This window comes from Kordia zhangzhouensis (assembly GCF_001005305.1).
Taxonomy (GTDB): domain Bacteria; phylum Bacteroidota; class Bacteroidia; order Flavobacteriales; family Flavobacteriaceae; genus Kordia; species Kordia zhangzhouensis.
Window position 1 is genome coordinate 24062 of record NZ_LBMH01000006.1, and the last position, 18527, is coordinate 42588.

An 18527-nucleotide genomic window follows, 5' to 3' on the forward strand; every position below is an offset into this window, starting at 1 on the left:
TTGAAGAACTCAGAAGCAATATTGCTTCTGAGTTTTTTGTTTTTTTATAAGTTATTTTACTTTTTCTCCAGCAATGAATGTTTGTAATACTTTTGTTTGTAATATCTTATCTTCAGGGATTTGCATAATATCTTGATCTACTATAATAAAATCAGCAAACTTTCCTACTTCAATACTTCCTTTTTCATTTTCTTCAAAATTACTATATGCCGCCCAAATCGTCATTCCTTTAAGTGTTTCTTCTCGTGATAAAGCATTTTCCATTTGGTATCCATCTTTAGGATATTGTGCCGCATCTTTACGAGCTACAGCTGCATAGAATGTTTTAAATGGACTCACATGTTCTACAGGAAAATCAGTTCCAAGAGCTAACTGTCCCGAAATATCTAGCAAGCGCTTGTAAGCATAGGCTCCTTTCTCACGTTTTTCCCCTAACCGATCTCCAGCCCAATACATATCACTGGTTGCATGTGTTGGTTGTACTGACGGAATAATATTTTTGTTTTGAAAGGCAGAAAAATCAGATTCATCAATGACTTGTGCATGCTCAATTTTCCAGCGACGATCAGTTTGGTTTTTCAATACACTTGTATAGGTTTTCAATACTTGGCAGTTTGCAGAATCACCAATTGCATGTGTATTCATTTGGTATTTCGTTTGTGCTATGCGACCTGCTAGTTTTTCTAATTCTATTGGACTAATAACCATCGCTCCATAATGATTCTCTTTATCAGTATACGATTCTTTCAACGCAGCTCCACGAGATCCTAAAGCTCCATCACCATATACTTTGAATGAACATACATTTAAATGAGTCGTTTTATATGGTTCTTTGTGAATGTAATATTCAACATTTTCTGGCGTATTGCTAATCATTGCATACATACGAATATTTAATAGCTTCGCTTTCTGTAAGCTATCAATCAATTCAATGACTTGCCTATCTAAACCTGCATCGTTTACTGTGGTTAATCCGTACGAAAAGCACTCTTGTTGTGCATCTAACAATGCTTGAATTTGCTGATTTTTATTAGGTTGTGGAATTACTTTATCAATCAAGTCCATTGGATTATCTATGATTATCCCCGTAAGTTTTCCTTCTTTTTGTTGAATTTCACCTCCTTCTACTTTGGTTTCTATAGTAATTCCTGCCATATCCAAAGCTTTTTGATTTACTAAATACGCATGTCCGTCAACTCTAGTTAAAGCAATTGGTGTATTAGGAAATAATTTATCCAAACGTTCTTTTGTTGGAAACTCTTGGATTTCCCAGTCGTTCTGATCCCATCCTCGACCGCGTATAAATGGCAGATTTTTAACTTTTTGAAAGTCATAAATACGTTGAATGACTTCTTCAAAACTTTTTGTTCCTACTAGATTTACATTTTGTTTTTCCAATCCTAATCCATAAAAGTGACAATGGGCATCAATAAAGCCAGGAAAAATAATTTTTCCTTTCGCATCAATAGTATTTAAAGCTTCATAATTAGACTGAATGTCTTCTGCGTTGCCCACAGCAACAAATTTTCCTTCTTTTACAGCAAATGCTTCAGCATGAGAAAAGGTATCATTGACAGTATATACTTTTGCATTGTATACAATCGTATCAACCGTTTGCTTTTTTTCTGTACAGGCAATAGCTTGAATAATAAGTAATGCTAGTAGTAGTTTTTTGGTCATGGTTAGAATGTTTAAAGCTTTGTTCTTTTATGAATCCTTAAAAATACAACTTTTAGCATTGTTCCTTTTTATTTTTCAAGAAGTGAAGAAAAATTCACAAAAAAAGCGCTCCATGTGATGGAACGCTTAGAGATATTATTTATAATTTATTTCTTCTAAAAGTCAAATTTATAGGTAGCTCCCGCCATGATTTGAAATTGCTGTACAGGGAAATTTACCCAACGTTGATAGTTTTGACTTGCAATATTATTGGCTTTTGCAAATACTGACAAACGGTCGTTGAAACGATATCCTAAGTGTGCATTTATATCAAAAAAACCATCTAGAGTAACTACTGTTGGCGATGGCGACATAAGACTGTTTCCAAAAGTTACTTCGTCTGTACGTTCTCCAATATAAAAAATATTTGCTCCAGCAAACCAATTTTCAGTAATCTGATAATCCGCAAATACCGAAGCTTCTATGTTTGGTAAGTTCCAAGCTTCTTCTTCATTGTCTGTATTGAAATTAAAGTATTCTGCTTTTACCCCAAATTTAAAATTACTTGTAATATCTACATTGATTTCTCCAAAAACAGAAATTGTATTGATATCATCATAAACCACATTGAACGAGTTTCCATAGGTATATCCATTGTCTGCATTCGACGAAGGATTGAACGTGTTTACTTTAAATAAAGGTTTATTTTTTTCAGAAATATACGATGCACGAGCGTTATAACTTACATTAGAAGTTAATTTCCCTTTGATTCCCAAATATCCATTGTATTGCTGATCAGTTGGTGCGATTCCTAATGTTGGCGACACGAAATAGTTTTCTTGTACAAAATCATAATAAGAATTTTGTTTTAAATCACCTTCTAGTCCTGCATAAGCGATAATATCGTCACCACTTAGTCTGTATTGCGCTGTAATTCTAGGATAAATAAAGAAATCACTTTCACTGTTTTCTGCATCCAAAGCATAATAAATTCCGGCTCCTAAATTAACCGTTAAATCGTCACGCAAAATAACCAAACTTGGCGAAATTCCTGCTTTTAACACACTGTAGTCTATACTCGCAGTTTCAGCATAGTTGTTTTCAAACGTTCCTCCTACATAATCAACATCTATCATAGCATTGATCAATTCGCCAGCAATTTCTACTTCAAATTCAGGTTGTAGTATCAATCGATTTTCTCCAGAACTAAATGCATCAAACATGCGTCTGTATTGCAGTTTTCCTCCATTAAAAAAAGAATTCTCCATTTCAACATCTCCACCAAGGTAAAAATTATGATAGGTTTGTTGCTCACTAATTCCACCTATTTGAGCGGGTGTTAACATATTTTCTGGCAATCCGTACCAATTATATATTTGATGCTGATACCCTGCTTTTGCTTTCCATGACATGTCACGACTACGATTGATATACGCTAAATCTAGTTTTGTGTCAAAAAAGTTATTGTCCAATTCAACTCCATCAATATCTCCTTGTGACGAATGATGACGCAACATAATGTCAAAAGTTTCATCTCTACTAATCGCTCTACTTGTAAAGAAATCTAATGCAGCTGTATTATAGTTTCCTAATCCTAAAGAAACATAAGTGTTGTAAAGTTTTTCTTTTTTTGCTTTTTTGAGTCCTTCGGCTTTTCCTTTAGCTGGTGTAAATGTTGATGCTACAGGAAAAGAAAAAATAGCGTATTTAATTTCCTTTTTTTGTTGTGTTTCTTTATCGTTTAGCGAAGGCGTTTGTCTTATTTTGAATGCATCTGACACAGAAGGCGAATAGGGTTTTACCACATTCACTACTTCTGTACCAATGTTTTTATCTTTATCCTTGTCTTTGTCCTTATCTTCATCTTGAGCAGTTGCCAAATTCGCTATAAAAAATATCGCTAATATGAACGTTGATTTTATGATTTGGTGTCGCATATATTGCTTGCTTTGTGTTTGTAATTGTTTTGTTTGATGATGTAATTAGTTTCCACCTTCTTGATCTACCGGATTTACCGAAGAGTTTCTTTTTGCTTCTTCTGTTTTGATACGCGTCAATACTTTTTCGGCTTCGGCCACTTCTTCAGGATACTTAGTGAAATTTTTGATTACACTTTCCAGAATGTACGTTGCTTGGAACGAGTCTTCTAACGCATAGAAATTTTTTGCCATAATGATTAATCCTTTAGCAGCAAATTGCTTGTAACTTGCATAATCTTTGACTAGTTTTTGTACAACTTCGTTTGATTCATCGTATTTTTTTTCTTTATTTTTAAAATACGCATCATAGTACAAAGCTTCGGCTGCTAGTTTTCCAGTTGCAATTTTCTGTACTTCTTGATAAGCTACTTTCGCTTTTGCTTCATCATTAGTAGCTATTGCAGAACGTGCAATAAATACATGAGCATCGCTCTTAATTCGATCGTCTATTTTATCATTTGCCAATACTTTTTCAGCATATGTTACAGTTTCAGTATAATTGTTCAGTTCGTAATTTGACTTCATTAAGTTAGACTGTGCAAAAGTGATATTTTGAGGAAAATCAGCACTTTCTTCCAATCGCTTTAACACAGGAATTGCTTTTGCATAATTGTTTGCTTCTAAGAAGACTTGCGACAATCGAGCCAGTGCTTGCTCTGTATATTCATTACGCTCGTTTTGCAATACGTATTCATAGTGCGGAACCGTTTTTTGATTTTCTCCTTTACTGAAGTATGATTGTGCCAAATAGAAGTTTGCTTTGACAGCATTTATCCCATTTGGAAATTGCTGAAGGTACTTTTTAAATCCTTCAATAGCTTTATCCGTATTGTTTTGAAAAAATTGCTTTTCAGCAGATTCGTAGGTAGCTTTGTCTAATTCTGCATCTGATACTTCCACAAAGTCAAGATTTTCTACCCAATTTGCATACGTTTCTACTTGTCCCAATTCAATGTAAATCAATTTTGCCGTTGCTACTGCCTGAATGGCTTCTTCTGTATTTGGGAACTTTGCCACAACAGAGCGAAACTTCGTTAATGCCACTTGGTTTTTACCATCATTATAATTGATGAGTCCTTGCTTAAGCATTGCTTTTGGCACATAGGAACTTTTAGGATATTCTGTAATCATTTTTTCATATGCATTCAATCCTTTAGCTGTATTTCCGTCGTTGATATACGTATTTCCTAGTTCATACAAAGCATCATCACGTAGAGATGAATTTGTATATTTTTTTGTAAATTTTTCAAGTTCAGCGATCTTTGTATTCGTTTTTCCTGTAAAGCCATAGCTAATCGCTTTTTGAAAATACGCATAATCTTCATCAACTCCTTTTAATGCAATTGCTTTATCATAGGCTTTGATTGCATTATCGTAATCACTAGTCACAAAATGACTATCACCCAAGCGCAAGTAACTATCATTTACACGATCTGTATCGTCTTCTTGAGTACGGATAAATTTCTCAAAACTCGCAATTGCCTTTGCATATTCCTTTTGTTTAAAGTAGGTATACGCCAAATTATAATCGATAGTTTTTGCTTCGTCCGTATCGGTCATATTTGCATTGGCAAACGTTTGAAAGCCTTGCAAAGCAGTATCGTAGTTATCTAATAAATAGTTGGTTTCTGCTTTCCAAAAAGTAGCTCTTGCTATATATTCTTCAGATTCATTTTCTTTTAATGATTTTTCAAAAAACTCCAACGCTTCTTGATATTTACTATCATTAAATAATTCGATTGCTCTATAAAAAGCTACCTTTTGATACGTCGCTTTGTCACTATATTTTTTACTAGCTTCCAACAGATTTAAAGCCGCTTCATAATCCTTAGATGTTATATATGAGCTCACCAACAACTCTTCAAGTTCTCCCTGGTGCTCTGTTTCTGGATATTTTTTCAAGTATGAAGTCAAAACAGAAGGTACACTTTCGTATGGATTTCCAATCTCGTAACTCAAACGCGCATAATTCAGTCCAGCATCTTCTTGAATTTTCAAATCAAAATCCATTTGAAATGCATTTCGAAAAGCGTTCAATGCTTCTTGTTTTTTATCTGTATTCAAATAACATTCTCCCAAATGATAGTATGCATTTTGAGCTACAAAGTTACTTCCGTCAACAATTTTATTAAATTGTTTAATGGCGTTTTCGTAATCTTTTTGCTGATAATAAGCATATCCTAACTGATAAAAATCAGTATTGTTCCATTTTCCCTTTTTACCTTTATATTCTGTCAAATACGGAATTGCTTCTTTGTATTCTTTAAGATTAAAATAACTTTCGCCAATAATTTTGTTTAACTCTGAAAGCTCTTTTCGATCTGCATTTGGCAATTCTTTTTTAGACAATTCAATTGCCTTTTGAAAATTCCCAAGTTTGAAATTCATATCTGCTTTGAAGTAAGATAACTTTTCATTGTATTCATCTTCTTCAGAAACTCCTTCAAAATATTCATTGGCTTCTTTGTAATTATCTTCTTGATAAGCAATATATCCTGTATAGTACTTAGCCTGCGAACCGTATTTTGGAGAGTCTAGCAACTTTTGAAAGTATGTTTTTGCTTGATCGTAGCTTTTTGCTGTAAAATATGCATATCCTTTCTTGAAGTTATAATCTTCACGTTGCGCATTTGTCAAATTTGTTTCACCAGATTTATTATACCAAGTTAAGGCACGTGCATATTTTCCATTTTCAAAATAATAATCTGCCACATCAATAAACGCCGAATTACGTTTTGTACTTGTAGGATACTTTTTTACAAACTCTTCCATCATATTATCTGCCCCAAGTTGATTCAGTCGCACGGCACAATTGGCAATATAATAAGCACAATTTGCTTTGGTTTCATAATCTGAAGTAGCACCTTTTACTTTATCAAAAAGTGCTTGAGAAGCTTGGTATTGCTTGCTATTGTATAAATGCAATGCTTCATTATACTCTTTTAAATCATGCGTGTACACTTTTGTTTTTTGAGCTTGTAAAAGCTGAAAACTTAGCAACACAACACACAAAAGGAATTGAAGATTTTTTTTGCTCATGAATCGTGTGGTTTTATGAGTTCTTTTTACTGTTTTTACGATTAGATTGTATTTACTACAAACTTAACGCAAATAAATAGCTTTCGCCAATTTTGGAAAGTTAAGATATATGTTAACTTTTCTATATAACGTTTGTTTTTTGTGATAAGTATGCAGATACAAAAAAGAAAACACTTGATTTTTCTTTGTATAATTTACAATCTGATAATTTCTTAATGCATTTACATCAATAAGTTTTTCGTATTGCCGTTTAATTGTTTACTTTGTGTATTCTATTCAAAAACGATGCACTTTCATGGAACACATACTCAATCTTAGAAATGTTTCTATTTTTCAACGTGAAAATTTGATTCTTTCTGATGTCAATCTTACAATCAATAAAGGCGATTTTGTGTATCTAATCGGAAAAACAGGTTCTGGAAAAAGTAGTTTTATGAAAACCCTTTATGGTGATTTGCCATTAACTGAAGGAGAAGGAACAATTGTCGATTTTGATTTAAAAAAACTCCGAGAAAAAGACATTCCTTATTTACGAAGAAAGCTAGGAATTGTTTTTCAAGATTTTCAATTATTACAAGATCGTACCGTTGCGGCAAACTTGCAATTTGTACTTAAGGCTACTGGATGGAAAGATAAAGACAAAATGCAAGCAAAAATTGATGAAGTATTGGACAAAGTCGGAATGAAAACGAAAAACTTCAAATTTCCACATCAACTTTCGGGAGGCGAACAACAACGTGTGGCTATTGCGCGTGCACTTTTAAACGATCCTGAATTGATTATTGCTGATGAACCTACTGGAAATTTAGATCCACAAACAAGTATTGAAGTAATGCAAGTGTTGCAAGAAATCAATAAAAATGGGCGTACTATTTTAATGGCTACACATGATTATGCGTTACTATTAAAATATCCTTCAAAAACTTTAAAATGTGATGAAGGAAAAGTTTTTGAAGTTGTTCAAAAAAATACATAGTCCTTTTATCAAGAGATTTCATCATTTCACAAAGAACTTAGTAAATGATATGAAAATAAAGCTTATTTTGGCTCCGTAAACTGTATTCATATTCACAATGTATGCTTTCCCTTTTAATACCTACATACAATTATGATATTTCTACTCTCGTAGAAAAAATCCATACCCAAGTTGTACGCACAGGTATTGTTTTTGAAATCTTATGTTTGGATGATCATTCTCACAATCAACATTCTATTCAACAAAATCAGGTTATTAACAAATTACCAAATGCTTCCTATGAGGTTTTATCTGAAAATATTGGTCGCAGCCGAATTCGAAATGTATTAGCTGAACGTGCGCAGTATCAATGGTTACTATTTTTAGATGCTGACGTAATTCCTGTTCATGATGATTTTATTGCGAAGTATGTTGCTAGTATTTCAGCAGAGAAAGAAGTGATTTATGGAGGTATTTTGTATGAAGATATCAAACCTCCACAAGAACATGTTTTACGTTGGGTTTATGGGAGAGAGCGTGAAGCCTTAAGTGTACAACAGAGAGAAGAGGCTTCCTATCTACGTTTTTTAACGCTGAGTTTTTTGATTAAAAAAACAGTGTTTCAAAAAGTAAAGTTTAATGAAGATATTCCTAATGCAAGACATGAAGATACTTTATTTGCTAACGATTTAAAACATGCCAATGTACACATGACTCATATTCACAATCCTGTGTATCATTTAGGCTTAGACACTAGTAAAGAGTTTATACAAAAGTCATTAGAATCTGTAGCAGTATTGATTTTATTTTTAAAAAATGGCTTGATAGAGCATAATGATATTTTGATTACCAAAGTTTTTAAACGAGTTAAAATGTTCGGTTTTAATCATATTTTAGCAATCATGTATCGTTGGTTTGGAACATCTTTTGAAAAGAATTTAGTTTCTAACAATCCTTCCATGTTTATTTTTGACTTCTATAGATTAACGTATCTTTGCTACTTAGATAAGCGTTCATAATGCCACTTTTTTCTGTAATCATTCCTTTGTACAACAAAGAAAACTACATTCAAGAAACTATTGAAAGTGTGTTACAACAAACTTTCACAGATTTTGAATTGCTGGTAGTAAATGACGCTAGCTCTGATTCAAGTGCTTCGATTGTATCAAAAATTAAAGATGATAGAATTCAATTATTGGAAAATTCATCGAATTTGGGACTTTCAGCCACTCGAAATCATGGAATCTCTAAAGCTTCTGGCAACATCATTGCTCTGTTAGATGCTGATGACACGTGGCTTCCTACTTTTTTGCACACAATTAAAAATTTATTCGAATCATTTCCTGAAGCTCATATTTTTGGAACTGATTATATTGAAAGTTATCCAACACAAGCGTTAACTCCACATAAAAATCTGGATGCTTCATTACAAGGAAACTCTTTTTTAGTTACAGATTTTTTTGATGCGAGCATGTTTCAACCCATTTTTGTACAAAGTTGTATCGCTTTCAAAAAAGAAATTACAAATAATACTGTAGTTTTTAATCCTGCAATTACTTTTGCTGAAGATATTGATTTTTATATAAAATTTGGCTCTAAATATCGCATTGCGTATCATTTTGAAGCCTTGGCTAAAGTACGCTTTGAAGTACCTAATCAAATGACACGAACTACTATTGCAAATAAGACGCTTCCAGATTTAAATCAGTACGAAGAATTGGCTCTATCTAACCTTTCTTTGAAAAAATACTTGGATTTGTACCGATATATTTTTGCCATTTTATATCGTTTGGAGAATGCGATTCCACAACAGCAAAAAATGCTTGAAAAAATAGATTACAATAATTTGACTGCTAAACAGCGTTTTCTATTGAAAAGTCCACGGTTTGTTTTATTATTCTTGAAAAGAATTAAAGGTTTTTTATTAAAACGCAATATCAGAGTTACGTCTTTTTAGTATAGAATCCATAAAGTTATTTAGAAAGCTTTACATCTTCCTTGGTGATTAAAAAATCTTGATAGTCACGAATATAGTCTGATTCATCAAATTCGTCAGAAGCCAATACCAAACAAACGGCTCCAGAAGAAAAGTTTTCCAATTCACGCCAAATTCCATGCGGAATAAGACATCCTTGATTCGGTTTATTCAATGAAATACGTCTTTTACTAGTTCCATCTTTAAAAATTACTTCAAAACTTCCACTCAATGCAATAAGCACTTCATGTTGCTCTACATGTGCATGTCCGCCACGCTTAGCTCCACTCGGAATATCATATAAATAATATACTCGTTTGCATGTAAAGGGAATCGTTTCGCCTTCAATGACAGAAATATTTCCTCTAAAATCTTCAATTTTGGGGATTGAAATGAGTTGTATATCAGCAACAGTTGTAGACATATTTAGGCATTTAAGAGTTGAATCCACAGGGGAATTACGTTCTTTTCAGTAAATTTTTTTATGGAAGATACAGCATTTTGTTTACAAATTGCGTACAATTCCAAATTTTCGATTAACAGTCGCATTGCATCTTTAAAATTCGCAAAATTTTGATTTTCAACGAGCAAACCATTGATTTTATGCTGAATAATTTCATTAGGTCCCGAGAGACAGTCAAATGAAATAACAGGTGTTTTTTGTTGCAATGCCTCTATTAAAACCATTGGAAAGCCTTCTACCCTACTTGATAATACTAAAAACTTAGCTTGACGAATGTAATCGTCTATATTTTCTACAAAACCTAGGAGTTGTACATGAGCTTCTAATTGTAGTTTTTTGATTAATTCTTGCAAAACTTTTCTATCCTGTCCATCGCCACAAATTACTAGCTTTATTCCTTTTTCGGCTATTTTTGATGCTTTATAAGCTTCAATTAATTTATCAAATTGCTTGATATGATTGTCCAAACGTCCCACAGCAATAATGTAATCCTCATCTAGTTGAACTGTCGCTTGACTGCAAGAAACTTCCGAAGTTATGTAGTTTGGAATGTGAATAACATTTTTAAAATCGTATGTTTTTTCAACATTTTTGCAAATTGCTTCTGAAACTGCAACTACTGCTTTTGCTTTCGCATATATTTTTGTAAAAAATCTTCCTTTGGGAATATGCCAATCGATTTTATAACTATGAATAACAAAAATCATTTTAGCATTGTCAAACACCCACTTGTGTAGAACAAACTCCATACGTTTTCTTGTTCGTGTTCTAAAGTCTATATACACATCTGCATTGCAGTGTTGATAGGCTTTTTTGAATGCGATAAGTTTTTGAGCCTGTTTAACAATTTTTATGGAAGATTCCTTTTTTCCTAAATTATATAATGTTCCTGCGTATTCGTATGAAATTTTGTCTTTGAGAGTAATGATAGACACTTCAAAACCTTCTTTTTCTAGCGATTTTGAAAAGTTGGCCGCTTGTTTTTCTGCGCCGCCTATGCTTAGACATTCAACAATTAGACAGATTTTCTTTTTAGAATTTTGCAGCATAAAGTTTTCCCACTATCTTTCACGCAAATATACTGTTTATGCGCATATTATTGGTAGGAGAATACAGTAGATTTCACAATTCGTTAAAAGAAGGTCTACAGTTATTACAACACGATGTGACATTGATCGGTCGCGCTGACAGCTTTAAAAACTACCCTATAGATATTTCATTGGAAGCGACTTTTTTTCAGAAAAAGATTCCCAATGTGTTTCGACAATTCTTTTTTAGATTGACCAAAGTAGATATTGCTTTTTTAGAAATTGCTTATCGTTTTTACAAACATCGACATTCGTTTCAACATTACGATGCGGTTCAGCTTATTAATGAATTTCCTTTTGCCACAACTCCTTTTGTAGAGCGAAAATTACTTGCTTATATTTTTAAGCACAATAAAAATGTTTTTGTTTCCTCTTGTGGAGATGATTTTTATTATTTGAATTATATTTTACATGCCAAGCTTCCTTATCATATTTTAACACCTTATGTAAATAATTCTGCACATAAAAAACACTTTAAATATTCCCTTCAATATTTAACAAAAGCACATAAAAAACTACATCAATTTGTAATTAATAATGTGCAAGGTGTCATTCCTGCAAATTTTGATTATGAAATGGCATATACAAATCATCCAAAAGCATTGCCATTAATTCCTTTTCCAATCAATATTGATCTTTTGAAATTTTCTCCGTTAACTTATGATGGAAAAGTACTTATTTTTCATGGAGTTAATAAAGTGAATTATTTAAAAAAAGGGAATGACATCATCGAAAAAGCACTTCAAATCATTGAGAAAAAATTCCCTGATTGTGTAGAAGTTAAAACAGCCTATAGCTTGCCCTATAAAGAATACATAAAAACCTATGACAAGGCACACATTATTATGGATCAATTGTACGGTTACGATCAAGGATATAATGCATTGGAAGCAATGGCTAAAGGAAAAGTAGTGTTTTCTGGAGCTGAAACAGCTTTTCAGGAATTTTACAAGTTGCCAGAAACAGTGGTAATCAACGCTACTCCAAATATTGATGATTTGGTTGAAAAATTATCATTTCTGATTGAAAATCCTGAAAAAATGATTCAAATAGGTAAAAATGCGCGTGCTTTTGTGGAAAAATTTCATCATTATCAAAAGGTAGCCAAATCATACACAGAGCACTGGAAATCTACAGAATAAATCCGTTGAAATCGTTATTCAAATTTGATGTAATCTACTTCTATTTTAAAAGAAGTAGCTCGTTTTTCATTGGTAATAAATCCTATTCTAAGGATGTTTTGGAGTTCTTCATTGGATATTTTTCCTTTTCGTTTTCTCCCTATATTGTATCGAATGAAATCTGAAAAAGGAATTTCTATTTCCTTCCATTTCCATTGTGTAGAAGGTAAATCTGCTTTGTAATACGGAACAAACCAGCGTTTATCCAACTCTAACGTAAAGCCTATTGCACATTTTTTGGAACGATAACGAATAATTACTTTAGAAAAAGAAGAGAGGTCTCGTTTTTGAAAATTACTTTTAAATGAAGAAAATCCGCCATTATTTTCAAGAGAAATTTTTCCTTCAAAAACGACTCCTCCATCTGTAAATCTGTAGTTCCCTTGAGAAAAACCGCCCATCACACCATCATTTACAATTTCCCAACGTTCTCCATCACCATATTTACTGAAATCAATTGTAGATTCTTGAGCATATATGATTTGAAAAAAAATTAGGAAACAATATATGAGTACTTTTTTCATAAGTCTTTTCTAGCTTTTTTTAAAGATACAAATAATTAGTGTAAGCTTTTGATAAATTGAAGCACTATATCATTTGTTAAAATATGTTAAAATTGAAGAATTTTACTACTTTTTCAGTTTTCCATTAATTTTTACATTTTTTAGTAATTTACATGATTTTCGCCAGTTTTTATATAATTTCCATATTGATTTTTTATAAAAAGAAGTCTTTTTTGCGATTTTTTCGTAAAAATTAATTTTTCTCAACAAAAATACATGTTAAATATTTAACATTTCATCTCCTCTATTTAACACTTTTTATGTTATTTTTTTAATCTACAAGTTAAGTGTTGTTAAAACGCTTGACAAAATTTCTCTAGCCCGTATATTACAGTTGTGATTTGAAATCATCACAAGTAAAACACTGATTGAAAAGTTATTAAACTGATATTAACTAATCAAGAAATGCGTGTTTTTTCAGAAAACTGATTATTAATCCTAAAAAAGAATTATAACAATGAATTATTTGAATATGAGCGACAAAAAGTTAGTTCCTGTAGTTGTAGAGTTAAATACATTACTCGCTAATTATAATGTCTACTATCAAAAATTAAGAAACTTTCATTGGAATATTTTAGGTAAAAATTTCTTTGAGCTACACGATCAGTTTGAGCAGCTCTACACTGCTGCACAAACAAAGATTGATGAAATTGCAGAGCGAATTTTGACTTTAAAATACCATCCAATTAGTAAAATGGGAGACTATTTAGAAATCTCACAAATTGAGGAATCAAGTCCTTTATTAACAGATAAAGAAATGGTTGAAATTTTGATCAATGACCACAAAATATTATTGTCCCAAATGAAAGTAGTAATTGATCATGCTAATAACGCAGAAGATGAAGGTACCATTGACATGCTTGGAGCATATGTTAGAGAACTAGAAAAATCTAGTTGGATGCTCAATGCATGGGCCAAGGAAACTTCTGCTCAATTAAACAATTCGATGGTAAAAGCATAAGTATTCAAATTTTAAAAATCTTATCATGTATAAGTAGCTGTTGAAGACATTGTTGCAGCTTTCAAAATTGAATAGTGTCATTAATAACAAAAAATAAATAAAGAAATTATGAAAAAGTATATTAAATTTTTAGTCCCGTCAATTTTATTATCAACTTCAATTGCATTTGCGCAAGATAGTGTGAATGGAGATCCTGTGGTAAGAGAGAATAGTGCCGCATATGAAATTGTAGAAATGGAATTGGAAAATAATTCTAAAATATATCAAGAAACGAAAGCTACATATCCTGTAGTATTTGATGAGAGTGACCGATATAAGTTGAATCAAGATCGAATTGTAGTTGCTCCTAGATTGGAAACTACTTTCAAATTAGATTCAGATAATGATTCTACTTATGAAAGAGAGATTACTATTAAGTATGTAAGACCAGAAAATTTTAGATATGATTTTATGCTTACAGAAAATGGTTTACAAGTATGGTCAAACAACATGAAAGAAATTCATAGGATTGATTCATACAACAACAAGAAAAAAGTAAACATGTTGTCTTCTGAAGGTATATATAATATTATTTCTACCAATGGAGAAGTTTATGAAATTGAAGTGGTAGACATGAAGTAATACAACTCATTTACTTGAATAACCGATATATTATAAAAACCGTTCCTTAGAAGGAATGGTTTTTTTTATGAAACTTGATTGATTTGTTTAGCGGGTACGCCAGCGATAATGGAATTATTTGGAAAGCTTTTTGTAACTACAGCACCGCTTCCTACAACTACATTTTTCCCTAAGTTTACTCCTTTAAGAATGGTAACATTATTCCCAATAAACACATTTTCATCAATAAAAACTTCTTGTGGCTGCGGATCTGTTTCGTGTCGTTTGTCAATGTCTAAGTTATGAAAAGAACTATCACTGATATGGCAATTATACCCTATTACTGTATTTTTAGAAATAGTGATTTTTTTTTCAGCAGTAAATACACACGAATTATTGATTGCCACATTATCTGCAATATAAATATGCGCTAAGCTTTCACGAGCTTCCATATAGCCATATCCACTAAAGAGATATGGAGATCGCAATATTCCGAAACTTACATTCTGTCCAAACTCAATTGTCCCATTACCTTCTAGCAATAAAGGTTGAAAACGTTTTGGCTTTCCAATCACGTTTTTACAGTTACTCAAAAAGTTATATTTCCATACGTTAAAACGAAGTAGATAATGTCTTATGGATTGTTTCACTCGTGTTTCCTTATTTTAATGAATTAAAAATACGTATTTTATACAAGTCTCGGCTTTTTTTACTGTTTTTCACTCTCTATTATTCCAAATAAAGATTTTCTAAAGATTGTCACGATTAAAAGTAGTGCTATAAAGCTTCGAATACAATGCGCCATCACAACTCCTTCAATTCCTTTTGCATTTGTTAAATAAATGCTTAATCCATAAAATAAAAGAATGGAGCTTATTTCGACTAATAAATAATGCCCCAACATTTTTTTTGCATATAATTGATACGCAATAACCAATGATATTACTTTAAAAAAATCACCTAAAAGCTGCCAAAAAAATAAACCTTCAGTTGCTAAAAACTCTTCATTGTATATGATTTTTATGATAGGAACTCGCAAGAAATAAATTCCTAGTAACCCTAAAATAAAAAACGGCAAGATGGTTTTATAAAAACCAAACACAATATCCCTGAACCCCTGTATAGAGTGATTTTCAGCAAGTTTAGGCAATACATATAACGACAATAAAGAAGTTACAAAAATTAAATATTGATTGGAAATTCGAAGCATCGCTTCCCAATATCCTGCTTCTGTTTCTCCTATCGTTTCTATGATATGGTTTCGAACAAATACGTAGACCATCGGAAAAATAACCGCAGAAACCGCCGCCATTAGGGTATAAGACATAAACTTTTTTACATACCTTTTCGAAAAATGTCTTGAATGGAATTTAGGAAGTGCTCCGCGTTCTCTATACAGAATTATCAAACTAAAAATTAAGAGTATTGATGGAATGATAATTAACGAGAGTAAAGCTCCGTCCAACTGGTATTGCCAAACTAACGCTACCGTTACAAGTAAATTGACCAAATAACCCGCTATATTAATTGCAATGAATTGTTTATATTTTTCTAATCCATTGATAATTCCCAAACAAAACATATTCAATGCATATAATGGTAATACTACTGCAAGTACTCGAAATATGTAACCAAATTCTTTTCCTTCAAAAATCAAATTATTCCAATAAGAAGCTCCTACAAACAGTCCTATACTAACTAAAATGGTTGCTACAAGAATAATGAACAAAGCCGTAGATAATACCCGTTGAAGTTGGTTTGGCTTGTTTTTATATTCTGAAGTATATTTTACAATTCCTGAATAAATCCCAAATGTTGCCAAAGCATATATGGTTTTTAGAAAATCTTTTAAATTTCCGACTGATGCCATTCCTTTAGGTCCTACAAATTCTGCCAATGCTTTTGAAGTCAATACGCCAACCAAAACATTGATTAAAATTGCAAAACTGTTGAAAGAGGTTATTTTCAACAGAATATTATTTCCAATATAGGCACGTAGTTTTTTCAAGAATACTTATTTAAAACACTAACTATTTTCGTAACTTCTTCTTTTGTTAATAGTGGATTAATTGGCACGCTTAAACATGTTGCATGAATTTTTTCCGTAATCGGAAAATGTAGCTCATTCCATTCTTGATATGCTTCTTGTTTATGCGGAGGAATTTCGTAATGAATCATCGTTGCTATTCCGTTTTCAAAAAGATATTCCTTTAATTGCATTCGGTTTTCTGTTCTAATAACGAATTGGTGGAAAACATGAGAAGCATCATGAGCATATTTGGGTAAAATAATCTTTGCGTTTTTAATTTCGCTAAGATATCTGCTCGCAATTTTTCGACGAATTTCATTGTCTGCATTCAGTAAAGGTAATTTTATACGTAAAAAAGCAGCTTGAATTTCATCTAATCGATTATTTACCCCTTTATACTGATTGACGTATTTTGAAGAAGTTCCATAATTGCGTAATTTCCTGATGATTTCTGCTAATTCAGAATCGTTTGTAGTAACTGCTCCTGCTTCTCCTAACGCTCCTAAATTTTTTGTTGGATAAAAACTAAATCCGGCTGCATCACTAAGATTTCCTGCTTTTTTACCTTTACTCGTTTCTGCTCCATGTGCTTGTGCTGCATCTTCTATAATCAATAGATTGTGCGCATTTGCTAACTTTTGTAAAGTAGACATTTCTACCAATTGCCCATACAAATGAACCACCATAATTCCTTTGGTTTTTGGTGTCATGGCTGCTTCGATTTTGGTGCTATCTATAGTGTAGGTTTCAAGTGTAGGTTCAACCAACACCGGAACCAATCCAACTTTCGAAATTGCTAATATACTTGCGATGTAGGTATTTGCTGGAACGATAATTTCATCTCCTTCTTTCAGTTTTCCTAAAATTTTATACGCTTCCAATATCAAAATCAACGCATCTAAACCGTTACTTACACCTATGCAAAATTTCGTCCCACAATAATCTGCAAATGATTGCTCAAAACTTTTTACATTCTCACCTAGCACATAATATCCACTCGTAAGGAATTGCGTGAATTTTTCTTGAAATTCCGTTTCAAAGCGCGCATTGAGTTTTTGTAAATCTAAAAACGGTATCATAGCAAAATTTTAAAAATATCTTGTGTGACACATACACACCCTAATTCTTCTTTTTGTTTTAATAAACCTGCATTAAACCCTATTTCTGTAGCTGCATCTACAGTTCCCATACTAAAATAGTGCATTCTTTCTTGTTGAAACTTTTCAATTAAGTATATAAATAAATATTCTAAAGCACGCAAAGAAGCGCCTTTCTTAGTATTGGCTCCATATTGCGATTTGACTATTTTTTTATGCTTAAAAATAGTTATCCCCGCTAAGATTTCATTTTCTAATTTGATATTGTATTGAATGATGTTTTGAGGAAATAACTTTTCTAGTTTTTTAATTTCTTCTAATGAATGTACTGGCGTTGCTTCATATTTGTCATTCAATTTTGGAATTAACACCTGATTCCAAAACTCAGAAAGACTCCCCTTTTCTACAATTTCAAAACCTGTATGATGATTTTTTTCGTAATGCTTTAATTTGGTTTTATGAATATGAAAACCTGCTCGATAATCAATCGTTAATACCAAATTTCGCGAATGCAATGTCCCCTTTTGTGCTAAAAAATACAACAATTCATTGCTTTGAACTGTATAGTAAAAAGAGGGCATTGTTTTGACAACAATTGCGTTACATCCATGTTTTTTTGCATAATTTATAACCAACTCTAATAATTGATACACCTCGTATGCATTTTGTTTTTTTTGCAAAATGAAACTTCCAAATGTCAATCCTTGATGCGAGTATAGTGTGTTGTCACGTAGATTTGCAGGAAATAGCGCTACTAACTTGTCTTTTTTGTATAGTAGTAAGGAATGGTCTTCGAAACGATCACTATGATATTCCATAAAGTTTCGATAGAACAAAAACGAACTATTTGTCGCTTTTGAAACAAACTCGTCCCAAAGCGCTTGTTGCTCTTTTGTGTATTTAGTTAATGTATAAATTGAGTTGGTCTTTTAGAAAAA

At 32.1% G+C, this 18527-nt stretch carries 16 protein-coding genes; 6 read left to right on the forward strand and 10 right to left on the reverse strand.

The window, feature by feature from the left end; genetic code table 11:
* Window positions 1-51 precede the first annotated feature (51 nt).
* The 3 genes from AA088_RS10505 to AA088_RS10515 form a co-directional block, all read right to left on the reverse strand.
* Entirely contained in the window at window positions 52-1680 is a 1629-nt protein-coding gene (locus AA088_RS10505; protein WP_046744969.1) for an amidohydrolase, read from the reverse strand.
* Between the two features lie 155 nt (window positions 1681-1835).
* Window positions 1836-3596, reverse strand: coding sequence for a TonB-dependent receptor (locus AA088_RS10510; protein WP_046744970.1), 1761 nt, complete (start codon window positions 3594-3596; stop codon window positions 1836-1838).
* 45 nt (window positions 3597-3641) lie between these two features.
* The gene (locus tag AA088_RS10515; protein WP_046744971.1) at window positions 3642-6677 is read right to left on the reverse strand and encodes a tetratricopeptide repeat protein; all 3036 of its coding nucleotides are present in this window, start codon (window positions 6675-6677) and stop codon (window positions 3642-3644) included.
* Window positions 6678-6972: 295 nt separating this feature from the next.
* Here AA088_RS10515 and AA088_RS10520 point away from each other — a divergent pair, with 295 nt between their 5' ends.
* From AA088_RS10520 to AA088_RS10530, 3 genes are all read left to right on the forward strand, one after another.
* Window positions 6973-7653, forward strand: coding sequence for a cell division ATP-binding protein FtsE (locus AA088_RS10520; protein WP_046744972.1), 681 nt, complete (start codon window positions 6973-6975; stop codon window positions 7651-7653).
* 101 nt (window positions 7654-7754) lie between these two features.
* On the forward strand, window positions 7755-8651 hold the full coding sequence (locus tag AA088_RS10525) for a glycosyltransferase family 2 protein (RefSeq protein WP_046744973.1): 897 nt from the start codon (window positions 7755-7757) through the stop codon (window positions 8649-8651).
* Complete coding sequence (locus tag AA088_RS10530) at window positions 8651-9589, forward strand: glycosyltransferase family 2 protein (RefSeq protein WP_046744974.1); 939 nt, start codon at window positions 8651-8653, stop codon at window positions 9587-9589. The genes AA088_RS10525 and AA088_RS10530 overlap by 1 nt, the downstream gene beginning before the upstream one ends.
* A 16-nt stretch (window positions 9590-9605) precedes the next feature.
* Here AA088_RS10530 and AA088_RS10535 read toward each other — a convergent pair whose 3' ends face one another.
* Window positions 9606-10031, reverse strand: a complete 426-nt coding sequence (locus tag AA088_RS10535) for a sugar 3,4-ketoisomerase (RefSeq protein ID WP_046744975.1) — start codon at window positions 10029-10031, stop codon at window positions 9606-9608.
* Between the two features lie 2 nt (window positions 10032-10033).
* A complete protein-coding gene (locus tag AA088_RS10540) occupies window positions 10034-11119 on the reverse strand; it encodes a glycosyltransferase family 4 protein (protein ID WP_046744976.1) in 1086 nt (361 codons plus the stop codon).
* A 38-nt stretch (window positions 11120-11157) separates the two neighbouring features.
* Between AA088_RS10540 and AA088_RS10545 the strand changes: the two genes are divergently transcribed.
* Window positions 11158-12300 carry a glycosyltransferase gene (locus AA088_RS10545; RefSeq protein WP_046744977.1) on the forward strand — a complete coding sequence of 381 codons (1143 nt, stop codon included), beginning with the start codon at window positions 11158-11160 and terminating at the stop codon, window positions 12298-12300.
* 14 nt (window positions 12301-12314) lie between these two features.
* Here the strand turns inward: AA088_RS10545 and AA088_RS10550 are convergent, their stop codons facing one another.
* A complete protein-coding gene (locus AA088_RS10550; RefSeq protein WP_052752862.1) occupies window positions 12315-12863 on the reverse strand; it encodes a CIA30 family protein in 549 nt (182 codons plus the stop codon).
* A 496-nt stretch (window positions 12864-13359) separates the two neighbouring features.
* Between AA088_RS10550 and AA088_RS10555 the strand changes: the two genes are divergently transcribed.
* Together AA088_RS10555 and AA088_RS10560 are read left to right on the forward strand one after the other, a co-directional pair.
* On the forward strand, window positions 13360-13863 hold the full coding sequence (locus tag AA088_RS10555; RefSeq protein WP_046744978.1) for a Dps family protein: 504 nt from the start codon (window positions 13360-13362) through the stop codon (window positions 13861-13863).
* Between the two features lie 108 nt (window positions 13864-13971).
* Window positions 13972-14484 carry a hypothetical protein gene (locus AA088_RS10560; protein ID WP_046744979.1) on the forward strand — a complete coding sequence of 171 codons (513 nt, stop codon included), beginning with the start codon at window positions 13972-13974 and terminating at the stop codon, window positions 14482-14484.
* Between the two features lie 65 nt (window positions 14485-14549).
* Here AA088_RS10560 and AA088_RS10565 read toward each other — a convergent pair whose 3' ends face one another.
* From AA088_RS10565 to AA088_RS10580, 4 genes are read right to left on the reverse strand one after another with little or no spacing between them, the layout of a single operon-like run.
* Entirely contained in the window at window positions 14550-15113 is a 564-nt protein-coding gene (locus AA088_RS10565; protein ID WP_157547147.1) for an acyltransferase, read from the reverse strand.
* Between the two features lie 59 nt (window positions 15114-15172).
* Window positions 15173-16471, reverse strand: coding sequence for an O-antigen translocase (locus AA088_RS10570; RefSeq protein ID WP_046744980.1), 1299 nt, complete (start codon window positions 16469-16471; stop codon window positions 15173-15175).
* Window positions 16468-17571 (reverse strand): DegT/DnrJ/EryC1/StrS family aminotransferase, encoded by a 1104-nt coding sequence (locus AA088_RS10575; protein ID WP_046744981.1) that lies wholly within the window; start codon window positions 17569-17571, stop codon window positions 16468-16470. Before AA088_RS10575 ends, AA088_RS10570 begins: the two co-directional genes overlap by 4 nt.
* Window positions 17568-18407 carry a FemAB family protein gene (locus tag AA088_RS10580; RefSeq protein WP_241483404.1) on the reverse strand — a complete coding sequence of 280 codons (840 nt, stop codon included), beginning with the start codon at window positions 18405-18407 and terminating at the stop codon, window positions 17568-17570. Before AA088_RS10580 ends, AA088_RS10575 begins: the two co-directional genes overlap by 4 nt.
* Window positions 18408-18527: the final 120 nt, after the last annotated feature.

Coding starts and splice junctions, on each gene's coding strand:
- AA088_RS10505 (WP_046744969.1), bottom strand. CDS start 1,680: ATGACCAAAAAACTACTACTAGCATTACTTATTATTCAAGCTATTGCC.
- AA088_RS10510 (WP_046744970.1), bottom strand. CDS start 3,596: ATGCGACACCAAATCATAAAATCAACGTTCATATTAGCGATATTTTTT.
- AA088_RS10515 (WP_046744971.1), bottom strand. CDS start 6,677: ATGAGCAAAAAAAATCTTCAATTCCTTTTGTGTGTTGTGTTGCTAAGT.
- AA088_RS10520 (WP_046744972.1), top strand. CDS start 6,973: ATGGAACACATACTCAATCTTAGAAATGTTTCTATTTTTCAACGTGAA.
- AA088_RS10525 (WP_046744973.1), top strand. CDS start 7,755: ATGCTTTCCCTTTTAATACCTACATACAATTATGATATTTCTACTCTC.
- AA088_RS10530 (WP_046744974.1), top strand. CDS start 8,651: ATGCCACTTTTTTCTGTAATCATTCCTTTGTACAACAAAGAAAACTAC.
- AA088_RS10535 (WP_046744975.1), bottom strand. CDS start 10,031: ATGTCTACAACTGTTGCTGATATACAACTCATTTCAATCCCCAAAATT.
- AA088_RS10540 (WP_046744976.1), bottom strand. CDS start 11,119: ATGCTGCAAAATTCTAAAAAGAAAATCTGTCTAATTGTTGAATGTCTA.
- AA088_RS10545 (WP_046744977.1), top strand. CDS start 11,158: ATGCGCATATTATTGGTAGGAGAATACAGTAGATTTCACAATTCGTTA.
- AA088_RS10550 (WP_052752862.1), bottom strand. CDS start 12,863: ATGAAAAAAGTACTCATATATTGTTTCCTAATTTTTTTTCAAATCATA.
- AA088_RS10555 (WP_046744978.1), top strand. CDS start 13,360: ATGAATTATTTGAATATGAGCGACAAAAAGTTAGTTCCTGTAGTTGTA.
- AA088_RS10560 (WP_046744979.1), top strand. CDS start 13,972: ATGAAAAAGTATATTAAATTTTTAGTCCCGTCAATTTTATTATCAACT.
- AA088_RS10575 (WP_046744981.1), bottom strand. CDS start 17,571: ATGATACCGTTTTTAGATTTACAAAAACTCAATGCGCGCTTTGAAACG.
- AA088_RS10580 (WP_241483404.1), bottom strand. CDS start 18,407: ATGGAATATCATAGTGATCGTTTCGAAGACCATTCCTTACTACTATAC.